At 68.4% G+C, this 25,876-nt stretch carries 23 protein-coding genes and 1 tRNA gene; 11 read left to right on the top strand and 13 right to left on the bottom strand.

Annotated features, from left to right (window positions below):
* Positions 1-183: 183 nt before the first annotated feature.
* The 4 genes from VHC04_RS05625 to VHC04_RS05610 all read right to left on the bottom strand — a co-directional run bounded on the left by VHC04_RS05625 (position 184) and on the right by VHC04_RS05610 (position 5,731).
* Positions 184-1,629, bottom strand: coding sequence for an amidase family protein (locus VHC04_RS05625; RefSeq protein WP_325678875.1), 1,446 nt, complete (start codon positions 1,627-1,629; stop codon positions 184-186).
* Positions 1,622-3,202: an ABC transporter substrate-binding protein gene (locus VHC04_RS05620; protein ID WP_325678873.1), complete on the bottom strand. Its 1,581-nt coding sequence runs from the start codon at positions 3,200-3,202 to the stop codon at positions 1,622-1,624. Before VHC04_RS05620 ends, VHC04_RS05625 begins: the two co-directional genes overlap by 8 nt.
* A gap of 143 nt (positions 3,203-3,345) precedes the next feature.
* Positions 3,346-4,083 carry a pyridoxamine 5'-phosphate oxidase family protein gene (locus tag VHC04_RS05615; RefSeq protein ID WP_325678871.1) on the bottom strand — a complete coding sequence of 246 codons (738 nt, stop codon included), beginning with the start codon at positions 4,081-4,083 and terminating at the stop codon, positions 3,346-3,348.
* Positions 4,084-4,201: 118 nt separating this feature from the next.
* Positions 4,202-5,731, bottom strand: a complete 1,530-nt coding sequence (locus VHC04_RS05610) for a PLP-dependent aminotransferase family protein (protein ID WP_325678869.1) — start codon at positions 5,729-5,731, stop codon at positions 4,202-4,204.
* A 238-nt stretch (positions 5,732-5,969) separates the two neighbouring features.
* Here VHC04_RS05610 and VHC04_RS05605 point away from each other — a divergent pair, with 238 nt between their 5' ends.
* Positions 5,970-7,943 (top strand): hypothetical protein, encoded by a 1,974-nt coding sequence (locus VHC04_RS05605; protein WP_325678867.1) that lies wholly within the window; start codon positions 5,970-5,972, stop codon positions 7,941-7,943.
* 49 nt (positions 7,944-7,992) lie between these two features.
* On the top strand, positions 7,993-8,424 hold the full coding sequence (locus tag VHC04_RS05600) for a hypothetical protein (RefSeq protein ID WP_325678865.1): 432 nt from the start codon (positions 7,993-7,995) through the stop codon (positions 8,422-8,424).
* An 83-nt stretch (positions 8,425-8,507) separates the two neighbouring features.
* Here VHC04_RS05600 and rpoH read toward each other — a convergent pair whose 3' ends face one another.
* Positions 8,508-9,416, bottom strand: coding sequence for an RNA polymerase sigma factor RpoH (gene rpoH, locus VHC04_RS05595; protein ID WP_325678863.1), 909 nt, complete (start codon positions 9,414-9,416; stop codon positions 8,508-8,510).
* A gap of 237 nt (positions 9,417-9,653) precedes the next feature.
* Positions 9,654-10,649, bottom strand: coding sequence for an RluA family pseudouridine synthase (locus tag VHC04_RS05590; protein WP_325678861.1), 996 nt, complete (start codon positions 10,647-10,649; stop codon positions 9,654-9,656).
* 39 nt (positions 10,650-10,688) lie between these two features.
* On the opposite strand from VHC04_RS05590, the gene VHC04_RS05585 reads away from it, so the two are divergent.
* Positions 10,689-11,000, top strand: coding sequence for a hypothetical protein (locus VHC04_RS05585; RefSeq protein WP_325678859.1), 312 nt, complete (start codon positions 10,689-10,691; stop codon positions 10,998-11,000).
* Between the two features lie 107 nt (positions 11,001-11,107).
* Positions 11,108-11,183 (top strand) — tRNA-Glu (locus VHC04_RS05580).
* A gap of 266 nt (positions 11,184-11,449) precedes the next feature.
* On the opposite strand, the gene VHC04_RS05575 is transcribed toward VHC04_RS05580, so the two are convergent.
* The gene (locus tag VHC04_RS05575) at positions 11,450-11,848 is read right to left on the bottom strand and encodes a VOC family protein (RefSeq protein ID WP_325678857.1); all 399 of its coding nucleotides are present in this window, start codon (positions 11,846-11,848) and stop codon (positions 11,450-11,452) included.
* Positions 11,849-12,206: 358 nt separating this feature from the next.
* On the opposite strand from VHC04_RS05575, the gene VHC04_RS05570 reads away from it, so the two are divergent.
* Complete coding sequence (locus tag VHC04_RS05570) at positions 12,207-12,716, top strand: eCIS core domain-containing protein (RefSeq protein WP_325678855.1); 510 nt, start codon at positions 12,207-12,209, stop codon at positions 12,714-12,716.
* Positions 12,717-12,892: 176 nt separating this feature from the next.
* Complete coding sequence (locus VHC04_RS05565) at positions 12,893-13,639, top strand: class I SAM-dependent methyltransferase (RefSeq protein ID WP_325678853.1); 747 nt, start codon at positions 12,893-12,895, stop codon at positions 13,637-13,639.
* Between the two features lie 41 nt (positions 13,640-13,680).
* Here the strand turns inward: VHC04_RS05565 and VHC04_RS05560 are convergent, their stop codons facing one another.
* Positions 13,681-14,670, bottom strand: coding sequence for a lysylphosphatidylglycerol synthase domain-containing protein (locus VHC04_RS05560; RefSeq protein WP_325678851.1), 990 nt, complete (start codon positions 14,668-14,670; stop codon positions 13,681-13,683).
* 153 nt (positions 14,671-14,823) lie between these two features.
* Here VHC04_RS05560 and hpnA point away from each other — a divergent pair, with 153 nt between their 5' ends.
* The 5 genes from hpnA to VHC04_RS05535 all read left to right on the top strand — a co-directional run bounded on the left by hpnA (position 14,824) and on the right by VHC04_RS05535 (position 19,011).
* Positions 14,824-15,867 carry a hopanoid-associated sugar epimerase gene (gene hpnA / locus VHC04_RS05555; RefSeq protein ID WP_325678849.1) on the top strand — a complete coding sequence of 348 codons (1,044 nt, stop codon included), beginning with the start codon at positions 14,824-14,826 and terminating at the stop codon, positions 15,865-15,867.
* An 11-nt stretch (positions 15,868-15,878) separates the two neighbouring features.
* Complete coding sequence (locus tag VHC04_RS05550; protein WP_325678847.1) at positions 15,879-16,994, top strand: glycosyltransferase; 1,116 nt, start codon at positions 15,879-15,881, stop codon at positions 16,992-16,994.
* Entirely contained in the window at positions 16,991-17,833 is an 843-nt protein-coding gene (hpnC, locus tag VHC04_RS05545; RefSeq protein ID WP_325678845.1) for a squalene synthase HpnC, read from the top strand. The genes VHC04_RS05550 and hpnC overlap by 4 nt, the downstream gene beginning before the upstream one ends.
* Before the next feature lie 17 nt (positions 17,834-17,850).
* Positions 17,851-18,687, top strand: coding sequence for a presqualene diphosphate synthase HpnD (gene hpnD, locus VHC04_RS05540; protein ID WP_325678843.1), 837 nt, complete (start codon positions 17,851-17,853; stop codon positions 18,685-18,687).
* Between the two features lie 138 nt (positions 18,688-18,825).
* Positions 18,826-19,011, top strand: a complete 186-nt coding sequence (locus VHC04_RS05535; protein ID WP_325678841.1) for a hypothetical protein — start codon at positions 18,826-18,828, stop codon at positions 19,009-19,011.
* A gap of 39 nt (positions 19,012-19,050) precedes the next feature.
* Here VHC04_RS05535 and VHC04_RS05530 read toward each other — a convergent pair whose 3' ends face one another.
* Genes VHC04_RS05530 through VHC04_RS05510 form a run of 5 tightly spaced genes read right to left on the bottom strand, consistent with a single transcriptional unit; the run spans position 19,051 to position 25,631 of the window.
* Entirely contained in the window at positions 19,051-19,572 is a 522-nt protein-coding gene (locus VHC04_RS05530) for an NADH-quinone oxidoreductase subunit B family protein (RefSeq protein WP_325678839.1), read from the bottom strand.
* A complete protein-coding gene (locus tag VHC04_RS05525) occupies positions 19,572-21,191 on the bottom strand; it encodes a nickel-dependent hydrogenase large subunit (protein WP_325678837.1) in 1,620 nt (539 codons plus the stop codon). Before VHC04_RS05525 ends, VHC04_RS05530 begins: the two co-directional genes overlap by 1 nt.
* Entirely contained in the window at positions 21,191-22,780 is a 1,590-nt protein-coding gene (locus VHC04_RS05520; protein WP_325678835.1) for a hypothetical protein, read from the bottom strand. The genes VHC04_RS05525 and VHC04_RS05520 overlap by 1 nt, the downstream gene beginning before the upstream one ends.
* Positions 22,780-23,697, bottom strand: a complete 918-nt coding sequence (locus VHC04_RS05515) for an NADH-quinone oxidoreductase subunit H (RefSeq protein ID WP_325678833.1) — start codon at positions 23,695-23,697, stop codon at positions 22,780-22,782. Before VHC04_RS05515 ends, VHC04_RS05520 begins: the two co-directional genes overlap by 1 nt.
* Positions 23,697-25,631 (bottom strand): proton-conducting transporter membrane subunit, encoded by a 1,935-nt coding sequence (locus tag VHC04_RS05510; RefSeq protein ID WP_325678831.1) that lies wholly within the window; start codon positions 25,629-25,631, stop codon positions 23,697-23,699. The genes VHC04_RS05515 and VHC04_RS05510 overlap by 1 nt, the downstream gene beginning before the upstream one ends.
* Between the last annotated feature and the right edge of the window lie 245 nt (positions 25,632-25,876).

Genomic DNA, 25,876 nt, shown 5'->3' with positions numbered 1-25,876 from the left:
ATGGCCGCGGTCCGCGGCGCGACCATGACGGAACAGGGGCGGACCCGAGCAGAAACGAAAAACTGTGGGAACGATCTTGCTCGGGAACAATCCAATGCGGGAACGACCACCGCGGAGCGACCTCCTTTGGGGGCGATCCCCACGGAAACGACCCGGCACGGGAACGATCCTGGCGGCAGAGCGCTATGGATATTCAAGCGCCGGCCGGCGGTGCGCCCACGGGCGCGCCCGTTCGAACGCCCTCGAAGCCTGCAGCACGCCCAGATCGTCGAACCGGCGGCCGACAATCTGTAACCCCACCGGCAGGCCCGCCGGCGTGAAGCCGCAGGGTACCGACGCGGCGGGATTGTGGGATGCGTTGAACGGGTAGGAGAACTCCGCCCACTGAATCCAGTCCCAGTCATGCTGCGGCCAGTCCGCTGGCATCAGCCGCTCCGCCGGGAAGGCGGCGACCGACACGGCGGGGGTCAGCAGGAAATCCCAGTCCTCGAACCAGCGGCTGATGGCGCAGGACCAGGCGATCTTGCGTTCGCGGAATTGCTGATATTGCAGCATGGTCAGCGGCGCGCCCTGCTTCGCACAGGCGACCAGGCCCGGGTCCATGCGGCTTTCCCAGTCGGGCAGGAAGCGCGCGAACCCGGCCATGTGCGCGGGCCAGAAGAAGCGGATCAGCTCCGGTCCCTCGGCGGCCCAGGGGGGCGTGGTTTCCTCGATCGTGGCACCCAGGTCCGACGCGAACACGGCGGCCGCCTCGCGGACCAGGGCAGCAACCTCGGGATCGACCCTGGCGTGCCCCAGATCGAGGCTGAAGGCGATGCGTTTGCCGGCCAGGCTGCCGGCCTCCAGCAACGAGGTGTAGGCCGGCGGCGGTGCCTCGCAGCTCGTATAATCGCCGGGATGCGGGCCGGCCATCACCGCCAGCATCAGCGCGGCATCGCCGACCGTGCGGGCCATCGGTCCCATATGGGACATCTGGTCGTTGTTGCCCGGCGGCGCGTAGGGGACACGGCCGAAGGTGGGCTTCAACCCGTAGATGCCGCAGAAATGCGATGGCATTCGAATCGATCCGGCGCCGTCCGAACCTTGATGCAGCGCGCCGTAGCCCGCCGCCGCGGCCGCGCCCGCCCCGGCCGAGGACGCCCCCGCGTTCATCCCATGCTGCCACGGATTATGCGTGATGCCGGTCAAGGGTGAGTTGCTGACGCCGCTCCAGCCGAACTCCGACGTTGTCGTCTTTCCCAGCACGATGGCGCCGGCCTGCTTCAGCCGTTCCACGAGCGGCGCATCCTCGGTCACCGGTGCCAGGCTGTGCTGGATGCGGGAGCCGCGCTGGGTCGGCATCCCATTCACCGGCGCCAGGTCCTTGATGGTGACCGTGACGCCGTGCAGCCTGCCGAGTGGTTCGCCGGCCATCACCTTGGCCTCGGCCACGCGGGCGGCCGCCAATGCATCCTCCGCGGCGATGTAGGAAAAGGCGTTGACCTGGGGCTCACAGGCCTCGATGCGGGCCAGAATCGTCCGCACGACCTCAACCGGCGACAGTTTCCGCGCGCGGATCAGCGGCGCCAGATCCGTGGCGGGCAGGAAGCACAGGTCTTCCGCGCTTGCGGGAACTGCCGGGTCAGACACGCCGGACATTCCAGAAGAAGGCGCCCGGACCTTCCACGATGCCTTTCAGGCTGTCGCGCCAGGCGGTCCGGATGAAGAACTGGCCGACCGGGATACTCGGCGCATTGTCGAATGCGTTCATCTGCAACTGCATGGCCAGGCTCGCGCGCTCCGCCTCGGTCGGGGCGGTGACCCATCTGGCCACCAGTTCCTCGGCCGGCGGGCTATTGTACCAGCCGAACCAGCCCTTGTCGCCCTGGCCGCGGATGAAGCTGTTGGTCACCGGGTTCAGCACGGTGACGCCAAGCCACCACGTGTGAAAGATGCTCCAGCCGCCCTGGTCGACCGGTGACCGCACGACGCGGCGCTGCACGACGGACGCCCAGTCGGTTTCCACCAGCTCGACGTTCATGCCCAGCTCCTTCAGCGTGGCATACGTGACCTGGCCCAGCGGCTCAATGGTGGAGAAGTCCGAAGGGTTGATGATGAGGATCTTCTCGCCGTTATAGCCCGCGGCCTCGACGGCGGCCTTGGCCCTGACAACGTCGTTGCGCGCCATCGGATCGGGTGACGGCGTATCGCCCAGCGGCGTGCCGCAGGGAAACATGGCATGGCAGGCGCGCCAGGCGGACGGGTCGTTGCCGGTGACCGGCGCCATGTAGTCGGCCTGGTTGACCGCCATCATGACGGCGTGGCGGAGCTTGGGATTGTCGAACGGTTTCTGCTGGCAATTGAAGCGAATGATCGCGACGTAGCCCAGCGGATCGCCCTGGCCGACGACGATGCCGTTAATCTTTCGCAACGGTGCCACCAGGTCGGGCTGCACCTGCTCCCACCAGTCCACGTCGCCGGTCTGGAGCGCCGCTGAGGCGGTGGCGGCGTCCGGAATGGTCTGCCACTCGACGCGTTCGAAATGTGCGACCTTGCCGCCCGAGGTCCATTCCGGCGGCTCCTGCCGCGGCACGTAACCGTCGAACCGGGTGTAGACAGACCTGCTGCCGGGGTTGAATTCGTCGGCCAGGAAACGGAACGGTCCGGACCCGATCATCTCCTTGACCTGGGTGTTCGGATCCGTCTTCGCCAACCGTTCCGGCATGATGAACGGCGCGTTGGAGGCCGCCCTGGCCAGCGCGTCCGGCAGCATCGGGAAAGGTGTCCTGAGTTTCACCGTCAAGGTGCGATCATCGGTGGCGACCCAGTCATCCACGGCTTGCGCCAGGGTCTGACCAAACGGATCGCGGGCCGACCAGCGCCGCAGGCTGGCGGCGCAGTCCACCGCGCGCACCGGCTCGTTGTCATGAAATTTCAGGCCCTCGCGCAGCCGGATGGTCCAGGTGCGGCCGTCATCGGACACGGTGTGTCCAGCGGCCATCTGCGGTTTCGCCCGCACCTTGCTGTCGATGCCGTACAACGTGTCGAATATCAGGTAGCCGTGGTTGCCGACGATCGCCGCGGTGGTCCAGATCGGGTCCAGCGTCGACAGCCCTGCCTGCGGCGTGAACGTCAGCACCTTCGACGCGTCGCCCCGTGCCAGGGATGGCAGCGGCAGGGCGGCAGCGGTGGCCGAGGCAAGCAGGGTGCGGCGTCGCAGCATGGCTGTCTCCGATCTGTGTGACTGGTGTGCTCGGGTCTGGAACTCTCCTGCCGCCCGGCGGTCGGGCGGGTTCATACGTCGTGCAACGGCGTCAGGCGATCGGGCCGAAGCCGCGTGGAGCGGCGGGGCCCGATCGCGCGGTCTCAATTCTCGTACGTCTTCATCGTTTCGAGGAACACCGCATCAAGGCGGCGGCCCGCCCGGTACGGCCGCATGCCTTCGGGCATCGTCACGCCGGGAAGCTGGCGTGGGCACTCCTCAACCTCACCCAGCACCTGCCGCACCGGATACAGCGCGGTCCAGGCCGGCACGGCATAATCCTCCTCATCGTCGTGCACGTGCACGTCACGGATCTTGGCCGACGCCTGCTCGATCTCCATGCCGATGAAAGTGGTCGCCTTCGTCTCCTGCGCCGTCGCCGGCCGCATCAGCCCCGCCCGGCCCGGAAAATACCGGTTCAGGAAATTGTCCATCAGCTTCAGCTTCTGATCCGCGTCGGTGATCGGAAATGTCCGGCCATAGGCCATGACGGAACGGTAGTTCACCGAGTGGTTGAAGCCGCAGCGCGCCAGCACGATCGCATCCAGATGCGTCACCGTCAGGCAGACCTGGAGTCCTTCCGCCTGCTTGCGGATCATCCGGCTGGCCGACGACCCGTGCCAGTACAGGTGCTCACCCTCCCGCCAGAAACCGGTCGGGGTGCAGAACGGCTGCCCGTCGATTGTATAGGCAATATGGCAGACAAAAGCGGAATCGAGGATCCCATGCACCGTCTCCCGGTCATAGAAGCCGCGTTGCGGCCGCCGCCTGACGCGGTTGCGTGGCGTTACCTCGTAGGAATCGGCCGTGGTGACGATGGGCTCGTCGGGTTCTTCTTCCATCCGTTTCGATCTCCGGTTCAATTGCCCGCTATCATAGGGTGCGGGTGGAGCGGCTGAAGAAGACCACTTGCGGATGATGGGCCAGTCCACTTTGCGGCGGACGATCCGCCGCGCGGCGTCAGCCTGACATCGGCTCGTCCCCGCGGTGCCGGCCGTCGGATTCCCATTGCCGCAGCCGGTCGCGCCGCGGCGCTCGGTCGGCTTCCGATTCGATCACCAGTGCCAGTGAGTCCACCGCGCGGCGCAGGCGGTCCGGCCGGTGGCCGCTGAAGCCCAGCAGCAGGGCCGGGACGGGTGGGGCACGCAGGTACATCGGGCTGACCGGCCGGGTCACGATGCGATGCCGCAACGCCGCTGCGGCCACCGCGGTGTCGCTCAGTCCACCGTCGAGCCGCGCCAGCACCTGCAGGCCGTGGTCCGGGCAGGCGGCCTCGACGAGGCCCGGCAGGCGCTCGTCGATGGCGGAAACCAGGGCGTCCCTGGCGTCGCGGTACATCAGCCGCATGCGGGCGATGTGGCTGGCGAAGAAGCCTTCCTTGATGAAGGCCGCCAGGGTCATCTGTTCGGGCGTCGGCGGATGGCGGTCGGCGAAGTAGCGGGCGCGCATGAAGATATCCAGCAGGGCCGGCGGGATGACCGCGTAGCCGATCCGCAGGCCTGGCAGCAGGACCTTGCTGAAGGTGCCGACATAGATCACCCGGTTGTCCGGATCGATGCCCTGCAGAGAGGCGAGCGGGCGGCCCAGGTAGCGGAACTCGCTGTCGTAATCGTCCTCGATGATCCAGGCTCCGGTCTGCCGAGCCCAGGCGAGAAGCTGGTGCCGGCGCTCCATCGACAGCACGCCGCCCAACGGGAACTGGTTCGATGGCGTGACGTAGGCCAGCTTCGCATCCGGAGCCGTGGCGATGCCCTGGGACACACAGAGCCCGTGCTCATCCGCCGGTACCGGCACGATACGCGCGCCGGAGGCGGCCAGGGCGGCGTGGAAGCCGGGATAGCCCGGATCCTCGATCCAGGCGGCGTCGCCAGGGTCGATCAGGATGCGCAGTGCCAGGTCGATGGCATGATGCGCGCCGCCGACGATCATCACCTGGTCGGGCTCGCATCGCACCGCGCGGGCGATGCGCAGGTATTCGACAACCGCCTCTCGCAGCGCCGGCGTGCCGCGCGGGTCTGAATAGCCCAGGTGCATGCGGTCGAAGCCGCGCATGGTCTGCACCGTCAACCGGCGCCAGGCATCCAGCGTGCGGGCATCCATCCCGCACCGGCCGGCATTGAAGGGCAGGTCCTCGAAGCTCGCCTGCCGCCAGTCGAAGCGGCTGAGCCGCCGCGCATAGGCCGACAGGGCAGGGCTCCTGACCTGAGCCGCGGGGGCTTCCCCGCGGGGCGGTGGCGGCGTGGGCGACACCTGTTCGGCGACATAGGTGCCGGACCCGGCACGGGCGACGATGAACCCTTCGGCAAGCAGCTGCTCATAGGCGGCGACCACCGATGCGCGAGCCAGCGACAGTCGCGTGGCGAGGCGCCGCGTGGCCGGCAGGCGTGTGTGGGCGGGCAGCACGCCCCGCACGATCAGGTCGCGGATCGCCGTATGGAGCTGACGAAACAGCGGTTCGGCCGCGCCGCGGTCGATCGCCAGGTCCAACATCTCGCCCCAATCCCCCGGGCGGCGAGCCCTCGCTGTGGTGGTGGTCCTCATGGTCTCTTGCGGTCGTTCCAGGCGGACGAAGAAGGGGACCGGCGGCAACGCTTTGCAAGCCCGGACTGGTTGTTGTGCCCGGACTGGTTGTTGGCGCTTTGTCGGTTGCAGTTCGCGCGTCGCGTTAACCTTCGATCAACCGTTGTCACCTTACCTTGCCGCGGCCCGACCAAAACGGTTTGTCCGCATGCTGTTGCCTGATTCCGCCGACGCGTCGATCGATGGCCGGTACCGCATCGATCCGCATACTCCCTTGCCGGAGTTGGGTGGCGGCCGCCCGGCTTTCCAGGTCAGCGACAGCAAGGCCGGTGACGGCCGGCTGGTGGCTCTCGCAGCCGATCCGTTCGCCAGCCCGCGTCATCGCTGTCTGGCGGTGCTCGACAGGCCGATCGACAACCTGATGGTGCCGGTGGCGCACGGGCTGGGACCGGGCCCGAACGGCGGACGGTGCTACTACGTGGTTTGCAATGCACCGATGGGCCGCCCGGTCTCGGCGGATCCGACACCGTGGCCGGAAGCCGCGCTGCTGGAGCAGGTCCTGCGTCCGGCCGTGCAGGTGCTGGCGGCGTTGCAGGGGTTGGGCATCACGCATCGGGCCATCCGCCCCAACAACGTCTTCGCGCAGGGCTGGTCACAGCCGGTCACCCTGGGTGCCGCCTGGGTGGCGCCGCCGGCCCTGGATCAGCCCGCGGTGTTCGAATCGCCGTTCAGCGCGCTGTGCCACCCGGTCGGGCGTGGCGACGGCGGCATCGCCGACGATGTCTATGCACTGGGCGTGCTGCTGATCACCCTGGCCATTGGCCGCGTACCGATGGCGGAGCTGGATGCGGCGGCGATCGCCCGCCACAAGCTGGAGCTTGGCAGCTTCGCCGCGTTGGCCGCCGGCGCCTCGTTGCCGCCCTATCTGGCCGACCTGCTGCGCGGCATGGTGGAGGACGATCCCGACCATCGCTCGCCCACCCGGCTGCTGATGGACGCGGCGACCGCCCGTACGCGCCGCGTCGCCGCGCGGCCCCGGCGGCGCAGCCAGCGGCCGCTGCTGCTGAACGAGGCCAGCATCTTCGACAGCCGCATGCTGGCCTATGCGCTGACCCTGGATCAGCGCCGGTCCGTGCAAGCGCTGCGCGTCGGTGCGGTCAGCCACTGGCTGCGCCGGGGCCTGGGGGACGGCACGCTGGCGGCCGCGGTGGAGGAGTTGGTGCGAGTCCGGGCGGCGGACGGAACGGTGGGCACGGATGGTGATGCGCGGCTACTGATGCAGGCGATCGTCACGATTGAGCCGCACATGCCCTGCTGTTGGCGCGGCGTCCTGTTCTGGCCGAACGCCCTGGGCGCTCTGCTGGCCGAGGGATTTCGGGCCAACCCGCGCCTGGTGGCGGTGGTGGAGGAGGTGCTGCGCGACGACGTGCCGGCCCAGTGGGAAGCCCGGACGTCGGGGTTCGCGCAGGGCGACGAGTTCCCGCACTCGTTTGAGGGGCGCCAGGCGCGCATCTATCTGCAGCGGGGCGGGGAGGGAGCAACGCTCCGCCTGCTTTATGCCATGAACCCGCTGATGCCCTGCATTGGCCCCGGCATGGCCGATCTCTGGATCATGACCATGGGCAGCCTGATGGCGTTTCTGGAAACGGCAGCGACGCGCGATGCCGACGCGGAGTTGCTGACCCGGGACATGCTGGCTTTCGTGGCATCGCGGGGGAACCGGTCCGTCGCGGCGACCGTGACCGCGGTGCTGGCCAGCCGGGACGACAATGCCCGGCAGGCCCGCCTGCTGGGCCTGCTGCGGGACTTGCAGAACGCATACGCCGCGCATCCCCTGCCGGGACTTGCGGCCTGGGTGGCTGCCCGGCTGCGTCGGCAACTGACCACCTATCACAACCGGGTCGTACGCGACGCCCTGATTGCGCGGCTGGGGGAGCTCACCGCCGAAGGCTTTGTCGGCCGGCTTCTCGCCCTGATCGAGAATCCGCAGGCTCGGGCGGATGACCTCGCGGGTGCGCGGCAGGCGGCGGAACTGGTCATGGCCATCGACCGGGAGATCACCTTGCTGCGCGATGGTGAGGCGGCGCGGCGGCTGGCGATCACACGAGTCGGACGAGAGACCGCCGCGGCCGTCGGCATGGCGGTGCTGATCCTGATGCTGGTCCTGTCAGCGCTGCCATGACCCTGGATGGTGGTGCCCGACCCGGCCCACGCCGAGGGCAGGCGGTCCAATGATCGGGCGGTTGGGGCGCGGCTTGCTGCTGTTGCTGGCCGGATTGTGTGGTGGCGCCATCGTGGCGGCGGCGCCCGACATTGCAGGGGCCGCGCTACTGCTGTTGCTGCCCGGCCTGCTGGTCCTGTGGCTGGACCCGACGCCCGGCCGCGCCATCGGGCGTACCGTGCTGCTGTTCGAGGCCGCGGGCAGCGTGCGTCCGGTAACCGCGGCATGGCTGGATTGCGACGGTCTGCGGCAATGCATGGCCATGGCGACCGGTATCCGCACGATACTGGCGGTCCTGCTGTTCGCGGGAGGAGGCGTGCTGCTGACAGTCGCGCTGCCGATGGTGCTGTCGGCCCTGGACGGCAGGCGCACGCGCGCAAGGCTGGAGCGGCTGGCGCGGCAGCGTCAGGCCTTGCAGGAGGAGTGGGAGTTTTTCACATGAGCGGCCCGGCGACCGGATACCATTCCACGCCTCGGCATCCGGTCGCTTTTGATGCGGCCGCGCGAACGCGGCCCGGGACCGTTTCAGGCTGAGGCGAGCGCTTCCTGCCGGTTCCCGGCATTCATGCGGCGCTCGGCGACCTGGGCCTTCATCGCCTTCTGCAGCTTCTCGAACGCCCGCACCTCGATCTGCCGCACACGCTCGCGGGAGATGTTGTACTGCTGGGACAGATCCTCCAGCGTCGTCGGATTGTCCTTCAGCCGGCGCTCGATCAGGATATGCCGCTCCCGCTCGTTCAACGCCTTCAGCGCGTTGCTGAGCAGGGCCTTGCGGCCGGACATTTCTTCGCGGTCGGCGATGGAGACCTCCTGGCTGTCCGATTCGTCGACCAGCCAGTCCTGCCACTCGCCTTCGCTGTCGGCGCGGACGGGTGCGTTCAGGCTATGATCCGGCGCCGCGAGGCGGCGGTTCATGCTGATCACGTCCTGCTCCGGCACATCCAGGGTGCGAGCGATTTTGGCAACCTGCTCCGGTTGCAGGTCGCCATCGTCGATGGCCTGCATCTGGCCCTTCAGCCGGCGCAGATTGAAGAACAGCTTCTTCTGCGCGGCGGTGGTCCCCATCTTCACCAGCGACCATGAGTGCAGGATGTATTCCTGGATCGCGGCGCGAATCCACCACATCGCATAGGTTGCCAGGCGGAAGCCGCGATCGGGATCGAAGCGCTTGACGGCCTGCATCATGCCGACATTGCCTTCACTGATCAGCTCCCCGACCGGCAGGCCGTAGCCGCGGTACCCCATGGCGATTTTCGCCACCAGGCGCAAATGAGAGGTGACAAGCTTGTGGGCGGCATCCATATCCTGGTGATCACGCCAGCGATGGGCGAGAGCGAGTTCTTCCTCCGGCGTCAGCATGGGAAACTTGCGGATCTCCTGCAGATACCGCGACAGATTGCCTTCGGGGGCGACGTTCAGAACGGCAGAGGCCATCAATTCGGCTCCTTGTTCATCAGGCTGGTGGGGCTTGCCCTGGAATTCCGGCGCAAGACGCTTACCTGAAGCTGGCTGTTACCAGTCCGGATGCGGGAAAGGACAATCACGTCCCGGCGATCCGCCCCAAACTCGGCAGCGTTGGTTGCCGGACGTCCCAGTCATCAAGGGGCATCCGCCCTTGGTGATGGATGGTTTATACAGGACTGGAATGGTACTGTCAAGGTTACGGATCGGTTAATCCTGCGGCGGATTTTGATCGATTGCGTCTATCAGAGCCGCCATGTCGGGCGGCAGCTCAGCGTGAAAGCTGAGTTTCTCGCCCGTCCGCGGATGGGTAAATCCCAGGCTGGCGGCATGCAGGGCCTGACGCGGAAAGTCGAGCAGCTGGCCGCGCAGCGGCGCGGGGAGTCCCCGAGCCGCCGCCGGGACGCGCCGAAGGTAGAGCGGGTCGCCCACCACGGGATGGCCTTGGGCGGATAGGTGCACACGGATTTGATGCGTCCGACCGGTTGCGAGCCGGCATTCCACCAGGCTGAGCCGGGTGTTCCAGGCACGCAGAATCCGGTAGCGGGTGAGCGCCGGCTTGCCGCCGGATGGGAGGACGGCCATGCGTTTACGGTCCCGCCGGTCGCGGCCGATAGCGCCTTCGATCTCGCCCGAGCCGGGCGAGGGTACGCCCCAGACCACCGCCAGATAGGCTCGTTCCAGGTCCCGGGTGGCAAAGGCGGTGGTCAGCTTGTCGTTGGCCAGCTGGGTTTTGGCCACGACCATGACGCCCGAGGTGTCCTTGTCCAGCCGGTGGACGATTCCTGGCCGTCGTTCCGCCCCGATGCCGGTGAAGCCGGGCCCGACATGGGCCAACAGCGCATTCACCAATGTGCCGTCCGGGTTGCCGGGCGCCGGGTGGACCACCAGACCGGCCGGTTTGTCCAGCACGATCAGATCGTCATCCTCGTACAGGATGGGGAAAGGAATGGATTGCGCCTGGGGTGTTGCCGGCGCGGGCGGCGGCAGATCCAGCACGTAGGTGGCGCCGGCCCGCACCGGGTCGGCTGGTTCGGTGATCGGGCGGCCCTGGGCCGTCAAGCGGCCTTCCTCGATCAGCGTCTTGACGCGGGAGCGGGAGAGCGTGCCGATGGCGTCCGCAATGAATCGGTCGACGCGCTGACCCGCATCCCGCGTGCCGGCGGTGATTCGGAGCGGCGAAGAGGCGGATGTGGCCTGCGTCATACGGACGCGGGATAGGCGCATCGGCGTGGAGGGGAAAGCATGGAGTCCGGAATGCGGGCACTGAAGATCGCCGTGATCGTGATGGGAGTCCTGATCATCCTGGGGACCGGCGGCCTGCTGGTGGGCATCATGCGCAAGGCGGGTGCTCCCACCCAGCCGCTTGTCCCTGTCGCGGCGTTGCCGGTGGGCTTCAATGCCGTGCTGCCGGAGCCGGAGGGGACGCGGATCGCCGGAATCGCCGCTGTGGCCGACCGGCTGGCGGTACAGTTGCAGGGCGGCGGCGCGGACCGGGTGGTGCTGGTCGACCCGCGGACCGGCGTGACAGCCGGGCGGATCTCGTTGGCGCGGTGACCGCCGGGTGCCGACAGAGGGCGCAGCTCGATGGGCAGAGCCGAGCCGCCTAAATCGGCGCTTGAACTGGGCGAGGTTCCAGAGTAGACACCGCCGCCTTGGCCGAGGTCCCGTTCGTCTAGAGGCCCAGGACAGTGCCCTCTCACGGCACCAACAGGGGTTCGAATCCCCTACGGGACGCCAAGGTTTTTCAGCGGGTTAGCAACCAATTCCGGCGATCCGTCGAATATTCCACTAAATATCGCAATTGGGTACGGCGGGATTGAACGGAACGTCGATGGCTTCGACGGATCCTGTGGCCTGAGCCAAGGTCGGGATGGCGCCCACAGCCGCACCCGTTTCGCGACACGCTCAGCCGGCCGGTGGTGGCGCCAGGGCGACGACCACACCGGCAAGCCAGATGGCTGCTCCGGGCAGAGAGCTGGTGCCAGGCCGAAGGACCCGAAGCCTCACCAGCTTCCTATATTCTTCATGCTGGCCCATGGCTCGGCTGGCGGCAGAGCATCGCCGGCCTGCAGAAGTTCCAGGGATATCCCGTCTGGCGTACGGATGAATGCCATGCGGCCATCCCGCGGCGGCCGGTTGATCGTCACACCACGATCGCTGAAAGCCTTGCAGGTTTCGTAGATGTTATCGACGGCATAAGCGAGATGACCGAAATTCCGGCCGCCCGTGTAGGTCTCCGGATCCCAGTTGTAGGTCAGCTCCACAGGCGCATTCTCATCGCCCGGAGCCGCGAGAAAGACATTGGTGTACCGCCCTTTTTCGTCATCGCGGCGGCGAATCTCGCGCAGTCCCAGTACCGCGAAGAAGGAGATGGTGTCCTCAAGCGAGCTGACGCGGATCATCGTGTGCAGATACTTCGTCATGGTTTCCTCTGGCTTAAGGGGCATGATGGACGGGGCTGTCCATCATAGCTCCGCGCCGGCGTGGTGAAAGCCCAAGCCTCACCGGCTCGGCGTTTGCCGCGCTGGATGCCCAGCCCGTCCCGCGCTGCGGGCAGCCAATGCCGGAGGCTGTCTGGCGTCGCCCTGGGCCGGACCGGTCTGCCAAGCCCCGGGACCGGCACCGCAGCCGCGCCAGGTTGTCCGATGAAATTCGCCCATGGCTGCGTTTCCGCCACAATCTGATCATCGTTTCGACGCGGCGAATGACCAGAGTGTCATGCGTGAGATGTTCCATTCAACCATCATGCGGCGAGCCATCATGTTTGGCGGATTAAGCGTCTGGGCGACCGCTCGGGCCCAACCTGTCCCTCCCAATCTGGCCGGGGCCCCGCCGGCGCTGCTGGAGTATGCAGGCCGCGCCCTGGCCGAGTTGATCGATGAGGCGCGCCAGCAGGCGATCGCCGATGGTGTCCGCCCGCTGCCGTCCGGCATCTATCGGTCGCTGCTGGGATATTTTCCGGCCACGTTGCTGCAGAAGACCCGTTTCGCCGATGGCGGTATTCGGCCGCTGTCGCTGCCGGCGCTGGCTTTCACCTATGGCGACGCGGCGGCCATGACGCTGGGCGATGTCGTGCTGTTCAAGTCGGAACGCCTGGCGCAATCCGACCTGAAGGTCTGGGCGCATGAGCTGACCCATGTCATGCAGTATCAGCGCTGGGGCGTGGCCGGCTTCGCCGACCGCTACGTGCGCGACAGCGCGGCCGTCGAGCAGGAAGCGATCGACAACGCGAACCGTTTCATGGCCTGGATGACGCAGCGACCGCGCTGACGGTCGGGCGCCGTCCATGCATCGCCACCGCGTTTCAGGCAGCCCGGCTGCGCGAGGCCAGCCCCGCCGGCAACCCGTGTCGCGATCCTCGCGGGCGCCGGGATCAACGATAAACCGATCCTTAACCACCAGCCCTGTACCCTCTCCATTCACACCCCCACGAAAGGCGCCGACCGATGATCACGGTGCAATCCGGCATGGACCCCGCCGATCTCGCCCGGCAGCTCCTGGCGCTGCAGCCGTGTCTCGACATCGCCGACGGCGAGCTGCTTGCCGCATATTGGCGTTTCCACCCGCGTTTCCGTTTCGTGAAGACCGCTCGTGCCGGCGCCTCGATTCTGGATGTGGGCGCGGGGGCAGGCGGGTTGCCGGCCTGGAAGGCCTGGCTGGATCCGCAGCGCCACGATCTGCGCCTGTTTGCCGCCGATCGGGCTCCGGCGCCGCAACAGCATGGCTATGATTCCTGGGAATGCCTGGACCTCGACGAGGCGCTGCCCGACTTTCCGGGCATTACCTTCGATGCCGCACTGCTGAGCCATATCGTGGAGCATGTTCGCGACCCGGCATTGCTGCTGGCCTGGATCGGCTCGCGGCTGGCCATCGGCGGACGCATCTATATCGAGTGGCCGAGCGAAGCCTCCGTCCGGCTGCCCCGGCGGGAGGCGTTGCTGCCGTTTGGCGTCGACCTGATGATCTCCAACTTCTTTGACGACGCCACACACCGCCGGCCGGTGACGATGGAGGAACTGCGGATCGCCCTGCGCGATGCCGGATTTCGCGTCACCGCCTCCGGTACCATCGCGGCTGGGCTGCTGGGTGAGGAATTGCTGGCCCGCGGCTTGCGGCGGGATGACGCCTTCGCCCGCCTGGCGGGGTTCTGGTCGATGACCGGTTGGTGCAACTGGGTGGAGGCGGTGCGGTAACAGCCTGCGCCGGAGACCGCGCCAGCGGTCGGCTTGCCGCGTCAGCGGCCCGCGGTGGCGGTTTGCTTGCTCGTCCGCAGCCGCCGTACCTCGGCATATTGCCATAGCAGCAGGATGGGCACGCCGACCACGATATCCCGGGCGCGCCGGATCAGCGACACGGCCAGCGACAGCTCCGCCGGTACACCGAAGATGGCGCCCAGGCCGGCATATCCCGCTTCCTGCACGCCGGCATTGACCGGTACCAGAAAGCTCAGCGCGGCGATGGCCGCCAGCAGCGCCTCGATCGCCAGGGCGCTGTCGAACGCGATCGGCACGCCTAGCGCGCGGTAGGCGATCCAGCCTGCCACACCGGTGCCGATCCATCCGATCAGGTGCAGCATGAAGCCCAGCGCCAGTTTGCCGGTATGGCCATAGATCAGCGCCATCTCGGCTTGCAGCGTCTCCATCCGGTCCTGTGCGTCGCCCAGGCGGTTGCGGGCGATGCGACTGGCCAGCCGGGCAAAGAGCGGGGCTGCGCCCTTCTGCAACCAGACGAAGGCGAACGCCGCCAGTACCGCCAGGCCGATGCCGATCTCCAGCGGCATGGCGAGCGCCGAATTTGGTGCCCGCGCAAGCAGAATGCCCAGGCCCAGGGCGGTAAAGGCGATCTGCGCCAGGAATTCGGCCGTGATGTCGACCACGGTCGACGCGGTCGCCGTGTGCCACGGCACACCATGCAGGGTGACCGCCCTGGCTCCGAACACGAAGCCGCCGACCTGGGAGAACGGCAGGCAATTGGTCGCCGCGTCCCGCACCATGCGGCCCCATATCGCGATCCAGGCACGGCCGGGCACACGCCGCGGCAGGATGGCGTCCCAGGCCAGCCCCAGGATGACGAACAGGACCAGTTGCCAGACCACGATCAGCGCGAATTCGCCCCAGCCGATCCGCCCGGCCGCGGAGACGACATTGTCGAAGCCGAAATAGGACAGCAGGAACAGGGCACCCAGCACCCCGATCAGGGCGAGGGCGATCGACAGGCGCTTCATGCCGCCGGCTTCTGCCCCCGCCGCGCGGTGGGGGCAAGGGCGCTCGGGCGGATACGGCCTTCTCCGCCTGCCGGACCGCGCTCCGCCGTCTGTCTTTCAACGATATGAGGCATCGTCTATGCAGGCGCCTCGAACCATGGGGTGCATCGCATCATGACGAGTCTGGTGACCGGTGCGACCGGCTTCGTCGGCTCCGCGGTCGCCAGGGCGCTGGCGGCGCGCGGCCACGTGTTGCGGCTGTTGGCGCGGCCCGGCAGTGATCGCCGCAACCTGGCGGGTCTGGATGCCGAGGTGGTGATCGGCGACCTGACCGATCCGGACTCCCTGGCCCGTGCTGCCGCGGGCTGTCGCTACGTCATCCACGTTGCCGCCGATTACCGGATCTGGGTTCCTGATCCGCAGGCGATGCTGCGCGCCAATGTCGATGGCGCGGTGGCGATGGTGCGCGCGGCGATGCGGGCCGGCGCCGAGCGGATCGTGCATTGCAGTTCGGTGGCGGCGCTGGGCCAGATCGGCGACGGCACCCCGGCCGATGAGACGACCCCGACCAATGAGGCGGATTTCGTCGGGATCTACAAGCGCTCCAAGTTCCTCGCCGAACGCGCGGTCCTGGATCTGGTTCGCTCGGACGCGGCGCCCGTGGTCGTGGTGAATCCGGCGGGGCCCGTGGGGCCGCGCGACATCAAGCCGACGCCGACCGGCAAGATGATCCTGGACGCGGCGGCGGGGCGCATGCCCGCCTATATCGATACCGGCCTGAACATCGTCCACGTCGATGACGTGGGCGAGGGTCACGCCCTGGCGCTGGAAAAGGGGCGGATCGGTGAGCGCTACGTCCTGGGCGGCGACAACATGCTACTGCGTGACATCCTGCGCATGGTGGCCCAGGTGGCGCATAGCCGCCCGCCCTTCATCCGCCTGCCGGAGGCGGTCGTCTGGCCCGCTGCCTTCGTGCTGGAAAAGCTGGCGCCATACACCGGCATTCCGCCGATGGTGACCACCGATCATCTGAAGATGGCGCGCAAGAAGATGTTCTACTCGTCCGCCAAGGCCATGGCGGAGCTGGGTTACCGGCCGCGCCCGGCGCGACAGGCGATCGAGGACGCAGTGGCCTGGTTTCGTGCCAACGGCATGCTCAAGCCCAGCGGGACGCCCCAGTCCGACGGCGTGCCCAAGCCCAGCGGCACGCCAAAGTGATGAGCCAGGCGATGACCCTCTTGGCGGTCATGTCGCTGGCCATCTGGGTCTATCTGCTGCTGGGGCATGGCCGTTTCTGGCAGTCCGGCCCGGACCTTCCGCACCGCCACCCGGCCACCGCGCCATCCGTGGCGGTGGTGGTGCCGGCGCGCGATGAGGCGCCGGTGATCCGGGAGTCCCTGCACTCATTACTCGCGCAGGACTATGCCGGCCCGTTCCATGTCATCCTGGTGGATGACGGCAGCAGCGACGGCACCGGCGACATCGCGCGCGCACTGGGCGATCCGCGGTTGACCGTGCTGACCGGCGCGGCGCGGCCGGCGCGATGGAGCGGCAAGCTGTGGGCGGTCCACCAGGGCATCGAGGCCGCCGGCGCCGCCGATCTGCTGCTGCTGACCGACGCGGACATCGTGCATGACCCGTCGCATCTGGCGTCACTGCTGGCCCAGGCGGAATCCGGTGGCCTGGACATGGTGTCGGAAATGGTGCGGCTTGCCTGCGACAGTTGGGCGGAACGCGCGCTGGTGCCGGCCTTCGTGTTCTTTTTCCAGTTGCTGTATCCTTTCACTTGGGTGAACAAGCCGTCATGCCGGACCGCGGCGGCGGCGGGCGGAACCATCCTGGTTCGCCGCCAGGCGCTGGAACGGGTCGGCGGCATCGCGGGTGTGCGGGGAGCGTTGATCGACGACGTGGCATTGGCGAAGGCCATCAAGCGGGTCGGCCCGATCTGGCTCGGGCATGCGACCCAGGCGCGGTCCGTGCGGCCTTATCCCGGCATGGGAGATATCTGGCGGATGATCACGCGCACGGCCTATGTGCAGCTGCGCTACTCGCCATTGCTGCTGGTGGCGACGGTGCTGGGCATGCTGGTGACCTGGATCGTGCCGCCGGTCGTCGCCATGGCCGGGCATGGGCTCGGCCGCCTGTGCGGCGGGTTGGCCTGGGCCATGCTGGCGCTGTCCTATCTGCCGACCCTGACCCGTTATCAGCGGTCCTGGCTGTGGGCGCCGTTCCTGCCGCTGGTCGCCGCTTTCTACACCGCCGCCACCGTCGCCGCGGCGATCAATCACCACACCGGGCGCGGCGTTGCCTGGAAAAGCCGTACCTATCAAGCGAACAGGGCATGAGCGCGACCGCCGAAATCGAGAATGTCGAGACCTGGTCGGGCAAGGATCGGGGCGACGAGAATTTTCCGGTCGGCTCGCGGCTGATCGAGCGGCGCTATCGGCGGCCGATGCACTGCTTCTATGCCTTCGCGCGGAACGCCGACGACATCGCCGACTCGCCCGACCTGCCGGCCGCGGAGAAGGTCCGGCGTCTGGATGTGATGGAAGACGTGCTGATGGGCCGCCGCGAAAACGGTTCGCCCACCGCATCGGCGCTGCGTGCCAGCCTGGCGGAGACACGGGTTTCGCCGATCCACGCGCGGGAGCTGCTGATCGCATTCCGCCGCGACGCGACGAAGTTGCGCTACGAAACCATCGACGAGCTGTATGACTATTGCCGCTACTCGGCGGTGCCGGTCGGACGCTACGTGCTCGATCTGCACGGGGAGGCGCATGAGTGCTGGGCTGCATCGGACGCGCTGTGCATTTCATTGCAGATTCTGAATCATCTGCAGGATTGCACCCGCGACCTGGCGATGTTGGACCGGTGTTATCTGCCGCTGTCGCTGCTGCGGCATTTCAACTGCTCTGTCGAGGATCTGCGCCGGCCGGCCGAGACGCCGAATCTGCGCCGCGTTTTCAATACGCTGCTGGATCGCGTGAACCGGCTGAACCAGGCGGCCTCGGAACTGCCGGAGATCGCCAGTACGGTCCGTTTGCGGCTGGAGACGGCGGTGATCCTGGGACTGGCGCTACGTCTGACCGACAAGCTGATGAAGAACGACCCGATTGCGAAACGGGTAAAGTTGACGAAAAGTGATGCCGTCATCAGCCTTCTTCTGTCGATGCTGCGCCTGTGAGTTCGGCTGGCCTGGACGTGTCAGACGCCGATCTGCACACCATTGAAACGATCGTGAAGGCGGCCGGCACGTCCTTCTATCATGGCATGCGCGTGTTGCCGCCGGACCGGCGTCACGCCATGTACGCGATCTATGCCTTCTGCCGCATCGTCGATGACATCGCCGATGAAGAGGGTACGCTGGCCGAAAAGCGGACTGCGCTCGCGGCCTGGCGAGACCGCATCGCCGGCCTTTACCAGGGCCGCTCGGACGATGCCGTTACCCGCGTGCTGGCTGTCGCCGCGCCCCGTTTCGGCCTGCGGGCAGAGGATTTCATCGCCGTCATAGACGGCATGGAGATGGACGCCGAGACCGTGATCGTCGCGCCGCCATTGGCTGTGCTGGACCTGTATTGCGACCGGGTCGCCGCGGCGGTGGGGCGGCTGTCGGTGCGTGCCTTCGGTGATGCGTCGCCCGCCGCCGACCGCGTGGCGCATGCGCTGGGCCGCGCGCTGCAACTGACGAATATCCTGCGCGATATTCATGAGGACGCGCAACGCGGCCGCCTGTACCTGCCGGCTGAATATCTTCAGGATGCCGGGGTGCCCGCGGATCCCGCCGCGGCGCTGACGGCACCCGGCCTGCCGGAGGTGTGCCGCCGTCTCGCCGGGCAGGCGCACACCTATTTTCGAACCGCTGCGGCGGAAATGCGTGCCTGCGATCGAACCGCCATGAAGCCCGCCCGCCTGATGGGGGCGACCTATGATGCCATCCTGACCGAGCTTGAAAAGCGCGGCTGGACCCGGCTGGAGCAGCGGGTGAGCCTGCCGAAGTGGCGCAAGTTGTGGCTGGTTTGCCGCTACGGCCTGATTTAGCGATCGACGCATCCGTCGGCATGTGATTTCCCTTGATTCCTGACAGGTGCCCGATCATCGTGGGATCAGTCGGTTAGAGTGAGTCCTTCACCCCGACTATCAACCAAATGCATGTCCCTTTCGTTGGAGCTTCCGGTCGTGAAAATCCTCGGCAAACGCCTGACCACTGCCATCGCCGTCATCCTGCCGGCCGCGGCGCTGGTGCTGTCGCCCGTCATCGCCACCTCGGCGCACGCCAAGACGCAGCAAAAGCATCACTCCTCGGTGCAGAAGACCAGCGCGCACAAGTCGCACAAGACCAAGCCCGCCACGGCGGCGAGCTGATATCGTCGTCCGGAGCGTTCGGCCAACCGGCTGTTGCGGTCAGCCGGTTCGGTCCGTCTCCGCATTGGCTTCCAGTAATGACCGAAGGCCCGAGAGGATCCGCTCGGGCGGCGGCGGACACCCGCCGATCGTCAGGTCCACCGGCACCGACAGCCCGGCACCGCCCAGTACGGCGTAGCTTCCCTTGAAGACCCCGCCATCCACCGCGCAGTCGCCGATGGCGACGACCCATTTCGGATCCGGCGTGGCATCGTAAGCCTGCTCCAGCGCCGCGTGCAGATTGCGTGTCAGCGGCCCCGTCACCAACAGTACATCGGCATGCCGGGGGCTTTCCACGAACCGCAGCCCATAGCGGCGCAGGTCGTACAGCACGCCTTCCAGTGCCCGCAGCTCCAATTCGCAGCCGTTGCAGCTCCCCGTGTTGACGTGCCGCAGCGCCAGGCTGCGTCCCAGCCGGCGCTGCGCCGCCGCGTCCAACCTCGCGGACAGCGCGGCAATGGTCTCGGCGTCGGGGACGCCTTCGGCTGGCAGCGGTGTCAGGTCCTCTGGATAACCGGCCATCACAGATCCATCCCGGAGGCAGGCAGTGCGAGAGAGGCCCGGATCAGGTCCACATCCTCGACGCCCGTGTTCAGCAGCAGGGCTTGCGCGGCCGGCCACAGCGCCCAGCCGGGATCGCGGGCAAAGCAGGCGGCGATCTGCCCGTGGTCCAGGCGCACCCAGTGCCACACATCGCCACGAAGCGATTCCGCGCAGCCGAAGCCCTCGCCGCTGTCGTGTGGCAGGGCGACGGTCAATGGACCTTCCGGCAGGGCTTGCAGCGCGGCGGCGATCAGCCCCAGGCTGACGCTGATCTCTTCGATGCGCAGGCGTTGGCGGCACAGCGCATCGCCGCTTCCATCAGGCGGCGCGGTCACCGTGCCGAAGGTTCCGGCGCGATCCAGCAGGCGGGCATCGAAGGACGCCCCGCACGCGCGGGCCACCGGACCGCTGGTCCCGCAGGCGCGCATCAGCGCGAGATCGGCCCGCGCCAGGCCGTTCAGCCGTCCGGCCAGGGTGGTGCCGTCATGCAGGCGGCGCAGCAACGGCAGGTCGTTGGCGATCTCCCCCAGGGCGCGCAGGATGACCTCCGCCCCGGAGGGGTCGATGTCCAGGGCAACGCCGCCGGGCACGACGCAATCCATCATCAGCCGGTGGCCAAACGCGCGTTGGCTGGCGCGCAGCAGCCGTTCGCGCAGCAGGCCACACCGGGTCCACACCGCTTGCGTCTCGGCCAGGCGGGCGACCTCTCCCAATGTGTCCAGATGCCCCGCCACCCGCTCAAGCTCCAGCATTGCGCCGCGCAAGGCGCGTGCGCGTGGCGGAGGTTCCGCCTGCTGTGCGGCCTCGGCGGCGCGGGCGAAGGCCAGGGCGTGAGCGACAGTGGCATCACCGGACAGCCGAGCGGCGAAACGGGCGGCGTTGCGGGGGGACTTGCCGCGCATGAGGGTCAGCGTCCCTTTATGGCAGAAGCCCAGCATCGGATCGGCGACGGCAACGGTGCCGTCCCGCACCAGCAGCATCAGCCGGGCCGCCTCGGTGATCCGTCCATGGATCGGACCAAGGCCCAGCTGCATCAGCGGCTCCTCGGTCTCCAGCAGCCCGTCGAATTCCGAAGCCGGGGGCGTGGGGATCGGCCGTGGCGCCATCGGATGCATGTGCGTCCATTGTCCGTGGTCAAGCCAGGGACGGGGGTCAACCGCGCCTTCGGCGACGTGGCCCCAAAGGTCCGCCAGCATCCGCTCATAGGGGGCGGCCACCGGCAGGACAGGTGACAGCGCCGGGTAGTGTCCATGCTCGACCGCCGTGGAGATCGCGATGGCTGGCGGGGCCGCCAATGCTCCGTCCGCTGACGTCGGGCTCGTCGACGCCCGGGCCGACGGGGGAATGGCCGAAGGCAGGGTCGGCGATGCGAGGGTCGGCGATGCGAGGGTCGGCGCCGTCAGTGTCGACGCCGTCAGGGCAGCCGGCGCCAGGAACAGGGCATGGACCTGCTGCGTGTCCGCCCACAGCGCCGTCAGCACGAGTCCGGCGGCGGGGACCTCGCTGATGAATGCCGCCCATGTCTCCGGCGCCAGCACGTGGCGTGGCCAGGGCCGGCAGGGGACGATCTCGATGGCATCCATGACGACGTCGGGCATCAGGGCATGCCGCCCAGCAGAGCCGCCAGCCAGTGAAGCATGCTGACGGGATCGACGGCGCTGAGCGCCAGGCAGGCGGCGATCGGCGCCGCGATGGGAAGCCAGGTGATTGACGGCATCGCAAGGCGGCTTGGGCGCAGCGGCGTCCGCGGCAGCCCGGCCCACATCGCCCCGGCCGAGGCAACGCCGACCGGCGCCAGCAGCCAGGGTTCGACCGGCGCCAGGCCGGCGATCAGCAGGATCAACCCGGGAAACAGCCCCAGGGGCGGCACGCCAGCCAGGGCGGCGGTCGCGGCCAGCTTGCCGGCGGCTGCCGGATCGTCATACCGGACCAGCGCCATCGCCGCCTCGGTGACGATCAGCAGCAGGATCAGCACCCATGCGGCACCCTGCGTTTCGGGTCGCGTCAGTGCGATGCCGATCATGGCGGCCTGGACGATCCGCAGCAATGTGGCCGGATGATTGCCGCGGTTGGACAGCAGGAGCGTGACGCCGGCAGCCAGCATCACCGTGACGCACAGGACGCTCAGCACGGGCGACGCCGCGGGCGACCACGGACCATGCAGGCTGAGCCGCAGCAGCACGGTTCCGGCGACTGCCGCCAGACCGGGCACCATCCCGACGATCGCGGCGACCCCGAATATCAGCGCGCCAAAGGCGATCGCGGGCTCCTCCAATGGCATCGCGTACAGGCCGAACAGGGCGACGCTGCCGCCCAGGCAGGTCAGCTTCAACGCGTCGAGCCTGCGCCGGACCGTCGGAAACAGCGCTGCCGCGCCGGCGACCGTCAGCGCCGGCAGGGCGATCCAGGGCGCCTGTCCGGCGAGTGCCATCAGCATCGCCGCGACGTGCACGAGATCGGCGATCCGGTCCGGCAAGCCGCGCCGCCGCCGCCGTTCCGCCCAGGCGATGGCGATCCCCCACCCGGCCGTCAACGGCGCGATGATCGCACCCATGCCGTCGAGCGGGGCCGCCAGCGCCGCCATCAGCAGCAGGACCGCGACCATCACGTGACCCCAGCCCAGGAACCGCCGCAGCCGGCGGCCGGCCTCGAAGCAGGCGAGGCGCAGCCGGTCCTCTCCCAATGCGCCGGCGAACAGAACAGGAACCAGGAAAGAGGGGCCGACCAGCAAAGGCGGGATGCCAGCCCGCACGGCGGCGAGCGCGCCGGCGTTCTGCGCGGCGATCAGCGCGGCAAGATGGACCATGGAATGGCGGCGTGTCGCGGCCAGCAGCAGCGCCAGCAACAGCACGGCAAAGGGCTGCGCGGCATCGCCATGCGCCTGGCTGAGCACCGCCAGGGCAGCGCCGCCCAGAATGCCGAGTTGGGGGCTGCCCAATGGCTCCGCGATCATGCCGAAGCCGGGCATCATCCGGCGTAGCACCCAGGTGGCGCCGATCGCGTTCACCAGCAGCGTCAGCGCCGCGATGACCGGCTCCTGCAGCGCGAGTGCGGCAATGGTGACGGCGAGCGACTGCACGCACAGCAGATGCACCGCCGCGGCGACCTGGCGTGTGCCCAGCAGCGCCAGGCCGATCACGAGCGCGATACCGGCGGCGCCCTGCGACAGCGGCAGCAGCAGGGGCATCATGCGGATCCCACGCCGGACAGCGCGATCAGCGTGGCCAACAAGGCGATCAGCGCCGTGATCCCCAGCAGGTTCGACAAGCCCTGCCGCCCCGGACGGCCGAGGAAAGTACGCGCCAGCGCCAGGCCCAGCGTCGCCGCCGCCAGCTTCAGCGCCCAGGCCAGGATTGCCAGCAGCCAGCCGAGCGGTCCGGCGAACGGGCCGGCCATGCCGATCGGCAGGAACAGCGCACCGAGCAAATTGATCCATACCACCGTCCGCAGCCAGCCGGCGGCGCGGCTCAGTGCCAGGTCGATCCCGCTGCATTCCGCCGCCAGGTCGGGGAGGGCGGCGCTGGCATCGACGAATGCCAGCGTCAGCAGGCAGGCCAGGGCGACCGCCGAGGCCGAGGCCGGCAGCAGCAACCCGTCACGCTGCTGGCCGATGATCTGATCCAGGTTGAAGCCGCCCCCCATCAGCGCCAAGGCAAAGACGACCAGCAGCAGGCCCGGTTCGGCGAGGATGGCCAGCGCGGTGCGGGCCTCGGCGGCGCGGCCGGACGCGGCGGTGCCGATGTCCAGCGCGGTCAGGCACGCGGCGATCCGGGCAATGGTCAGCAGGCTGACCACGACCAGGCCGTCCGCCAATGGCGATAGCGCCATTCCCAGGCTGAAGGAGGGCACAAGCGCGGCCGCGGCGATGATCGCGGCGAGACCGACCGACGGGCCCAGGACGAACACCGGCGACGTGTTCTCGGGTACCGCCGGGATTTTACGCGACAGGCGTATCAACTCGCGCACCGGCTGCATCAGTGGTGGTCCCGTGCGCCCGGCCAGGCGGGCGTCCAGCCACACCAGCCCGCTGGCGACCGCGGGGGCGGCCACCGCGACCAGCGCCAGATGCACCAGCTGCGCCATCAGGGCGATCACCGCGTTCATCAGGGCCCGCTCGGCCCAAGAACCGCCGTCGCCAGCAACAGGACGGATAGGCTGAGCAGCATGGCCCAGAGTCCGCCTCGCGCGGACAGGCGCCGCGCGGAGGGGAGGCGGACACGGCGGCCAGAGCGCTGAGAAGATGCCAACGGCGACGACCGATCTTCCGCGTACTCTGCCCGTGCCGACGGGCGTGGCGGGAAGCGGATCAGCGCCGCGGGAAAAACCTTCGGCAATGCCGGCCGAAAGCCGGTGCCGGCCGACTGCGCCATCGGATCACCGAATGGCAGGGCCGGGGATGCCGGTTGTCCATCCGTCCAGACCGTGGACCGCCGCGTGGCCGCGCGATACCGCCGCGTCGACAGGATCACGCCGCCGGTGACCAGCAGCACCAGGGCCAGGATGGGCAGGGTCGCATAGCCCGGTGACGTGGCGGTCGCGGACAAGGATGCCCAGCGGAGCCGGGTATCCAGATCGACACCGGTCAGCCCGATGATCAGGGGATGCGCCAGCGCCCGCAGAGTCAGGCCCGGCAACAGGCCCATGACCGTCGCCAGGGCGGTGGCGGTGGCCAGCACGACCATCGGCATCCGGCGGATCTCGACCGCGCCGGCCGCCCTGGCGGTGCGTGGCCGGCCCAGCAGGGCAATGCCGGCGATGCGAAACGCCGATGCGGCGGCCAGGGCGAAGGCGGCCGACGCGCAGGCGGCGGTCAGGGCGATCGGGATCTGCGCGAACAAGCCGCCAGTACGGGGTGTGTGCAGCAGCGTCTCGAACAGCAGCCAAAGGCTGGCGAAGCCGGTGCCGGGCGGCACGGCTGCCAGGCCGAGCAGAGCGGCCGCCATTATCGTGGCGCCGACAGGCATGGTCTGGATCAGCGCGCCCAGGCGGGCCAGCCGGTCGGTGCCGGCACTATCGGCGATCAGGGCCGCCATTGCCGTGGCGATGATGCCTGTCGGCATCGTTCCCAAGACGGCCAGCATGGCCGCGCTGAGGCCAAAGGCGGCGGCCTCCGGCAGGTCCGCCGCGCGGGCGATCACACAGGCGCCCAGCGCGGCGATCGCCAAGCCGGCATGCAGCCGCACCAGGGAGCCGATGCCGTCGGCAAGTGCCGGCGCGCCCGCCGCACGCCAGCCCTGGATGACCGCCGTTGCCGCGCCGGTCAACAGGAGCGCGAACCCCCACCATGCCTGCGTCATGGGGCCCGGGAGGTCGATCAGCAGGCGGGTCAGCAGGTAGAGCGCGGCCGGAATCGCAAGGTCGCGCTCCGGCCCCGATCCGGCAGGCGGCCGCCACACGGGTGCCAGCACCGCGGCGGCGGCTGCCAGAGCGAGCCCGGCAGAGAAGGCCGCGCGCAGCCCGTCCGCCGGTGCGGCACGGATCGCCGCGAACCCTGGACCCATGGCCGCGGCCGTGGTGGGAGCGGCGATGCCAAACCATAGCATGACAGCGGGGACGGCCAGGACCAGCAGTGACGGGACCAGCGGTGACGGGATCAGCGATGACGGAAGTCGCTGTGACGGGCGGTCATCCAGTGCCGCGCGCCACAATCCAAGGCTGGCGACGGTCAGCCCGACGCCGATCGGCACCACGCCGTCGCCCAGAATCGCCAGTGCCAGACCACCCACGGTCAATGCCCTCGGCCAGGACGGCGTCACCGCCAGCATGATCGCCCCGGACAGCAGCAGGGCAAACAGAAACGGCAGATTGACCGCGTCGGCCAGCACCCGCGACGTCAGCGGGGGCAGCGCCACGGCCTGGCTCAACGCGGCCGGGTCGGCCCGGAACAGCAGCATCAGCGCGGTCAGCACAGCGCCGCCTCCGCACAGGATCGCCGCCGCCCGGGGCAGGCCCCGGTCCGGCCGCACAGCCCCGATCGCGCCCAGCAACAACACGGCGACGATGAGGCAGAGCAACAACAGGAGGAACGGATCACTCAAGGCCTTGAAGGTATCACCCGGCGCCGGAGTCGCGGCGATGCGGGGCGAAGGCGGCTGAGGTCACAAATGTATCAGGTGCGCCGGAGCAAGACCCATAAGCCGATGGGCTATCGTTTTTTTTGGTAATTATCATGCAGAAAGGCCGGATGTCAGAGACCGGGCAGTCTCATCCGAAAGCATGGGCTCTCGGGAACGGCGGCCAGAAGACATCTCAATCATGTCGCAGGACCAGATAGTTGCCAGAG

This window comes from Rhodopila sp., assembly GCF_035548095.1.
Classification (GTDB): Bacteria; Pseudomonadota; Alphaproteobacteria; order Acetobacterales; family Acetobacteraceae; genus Rhodopila.
The sequence above is the reverse complement of the archived record's forward strand: the minus strand, read 5'-3'. Positions and strand labels throughout refer to the sequence as shown.

Bases quoted from the DNA above. Each gene is read 5' to 3' on its own strand.
- VHC04_RS05620 (WP_325678873.1), bottom strand. From the start codon at position 3,202: ATGCTGCGACGCCGCACCCTGCTTGCCTCGGCCACCGCTGCCGCCCTG.
- VHC04_RS05615 (WP_325678871.1), bottom strand. From the start codon at position 4,083: ATGGAAGAAGAACCCGACGAGCCCATCGTCACCACGGCCGATTCCTAC.
- VHC04_RS05610 (WP_325678869.1), bottom strand. From the start codon at position 5,731: ATGTTGGACCTGGCGATCGACCGCGGCGCGGCCGAACCGCTGTTTCGT.
- VHC04_RS05605 (WP_325678867.1), top strand. From the start codon at position 5,970: ATGCTGTTGCCTGATTCCGCCGACGCGTCGATCGATGGCCGGTACCGC.
- VHC04_RS05600 (WP_325678865.1), top strand. From the start codon at position 7,993: ATGATCGGGCGGTTGGGGCGCGGCTTGCTGCTGTTGCTGGCCGGATTG.
- rpoH (WP_325678863.1), bottom strand. From the start codon at position 9,416: ATGGCCTCTGCCGTTCTGAACGTCGCCCCCGAAGGCAATCTGTCGCGG.
- VHC04_RS05590 (WP_325678861.1), bottom strand. From the start codon at position 10,649: ATGACGCAGGCCACATCCGCCTCTTCGCCGCTCCGAATCACCGCCGGC.
- VHC04_RS05585 (WP_325678859.1), top strand. From the start codon at position 10,689: ATGGAGTCCGGAATGCGGGCACTGAAGATCGCCGTGATCGTGATGGGA.
- VHC04_RS05575 (WP_325678857.1), bottom strand. From the start codon at position 11,848: ATGATCCGCGTCAGCTCGCTTGAGGACACCATCTCCTTCTTCGCGGTA.
- VHC04_RS05570 (WP_325678855.1), top strand. From the start codon at position 12,207: ATGTTTGGCGGATTAAGCGTCTGGGCGACCGCTCGGGCCCAACCTGTC.
- VHC04_RS05565 (WP_325678853.1), top strand. From the start codon at position 12,893: ATGATCACGGTGCAATCCGGCATGGACCCCGCCGATCTCGCCCGGCAG.
- VHC04_RS05560 (WP_325678851.1), bottom strand. From the start codon at position 14,670: ATGAAGCGCCTGTCGATCGCCCTCGCCCTGATCGGGGTGCTGGGTGCC.
- hpnA (WP_325678849.1), top strand. From the start codon at position 14,824: ATGACGAGTCTGGTGACCGGTGCGACCGGCTTCGTCGGCTCCGCGGTC.
- VHC04_RS05550 (WP_325678847.1), top strand. From the start codon at position 15,879: ATGACCCTCTTGGCGGTCATGTCGCTGGCCATCTGGGTCTATCTGCTG.
- hpnC (WP_325678845.1), top strand. From the start codon at position 16,991: ATGAGCGCGACCGCCGAAATCGAGAATGTCGAGACCTGGTCGGGCAAG.
- VHC04_RS05530 (WP_325678839.1), bottom strand. From the start codon at position 19,572: ATGGCCGGTTATCCAGAGGACCTGACACCGCTGCCAGCCGAAGGCGTC.
- VHC04_RS05525 (WP_325678837.1), bottom strand. From the start codon at position 21,191: ATGCCCGACGTCGTCATGGATGCCATCGAGATCGTCCCCTGCCGGCCC.
- VHC04_RS05520 (WP_325678835.1), bottom strand. From the start codon at position 22,780: ATGCCCCTGCTGCTGCCGCTGTCGCAGGGCGCCGCCGGTATCGCGCTC.
- VHC04_RS05515 (WP_325678833.1), bottom strand. From the start codon at position 23,697: ATGAACGCGGTGATCGCCCTGATGGCGCAGCTGGTGCATCTGGCGCTG.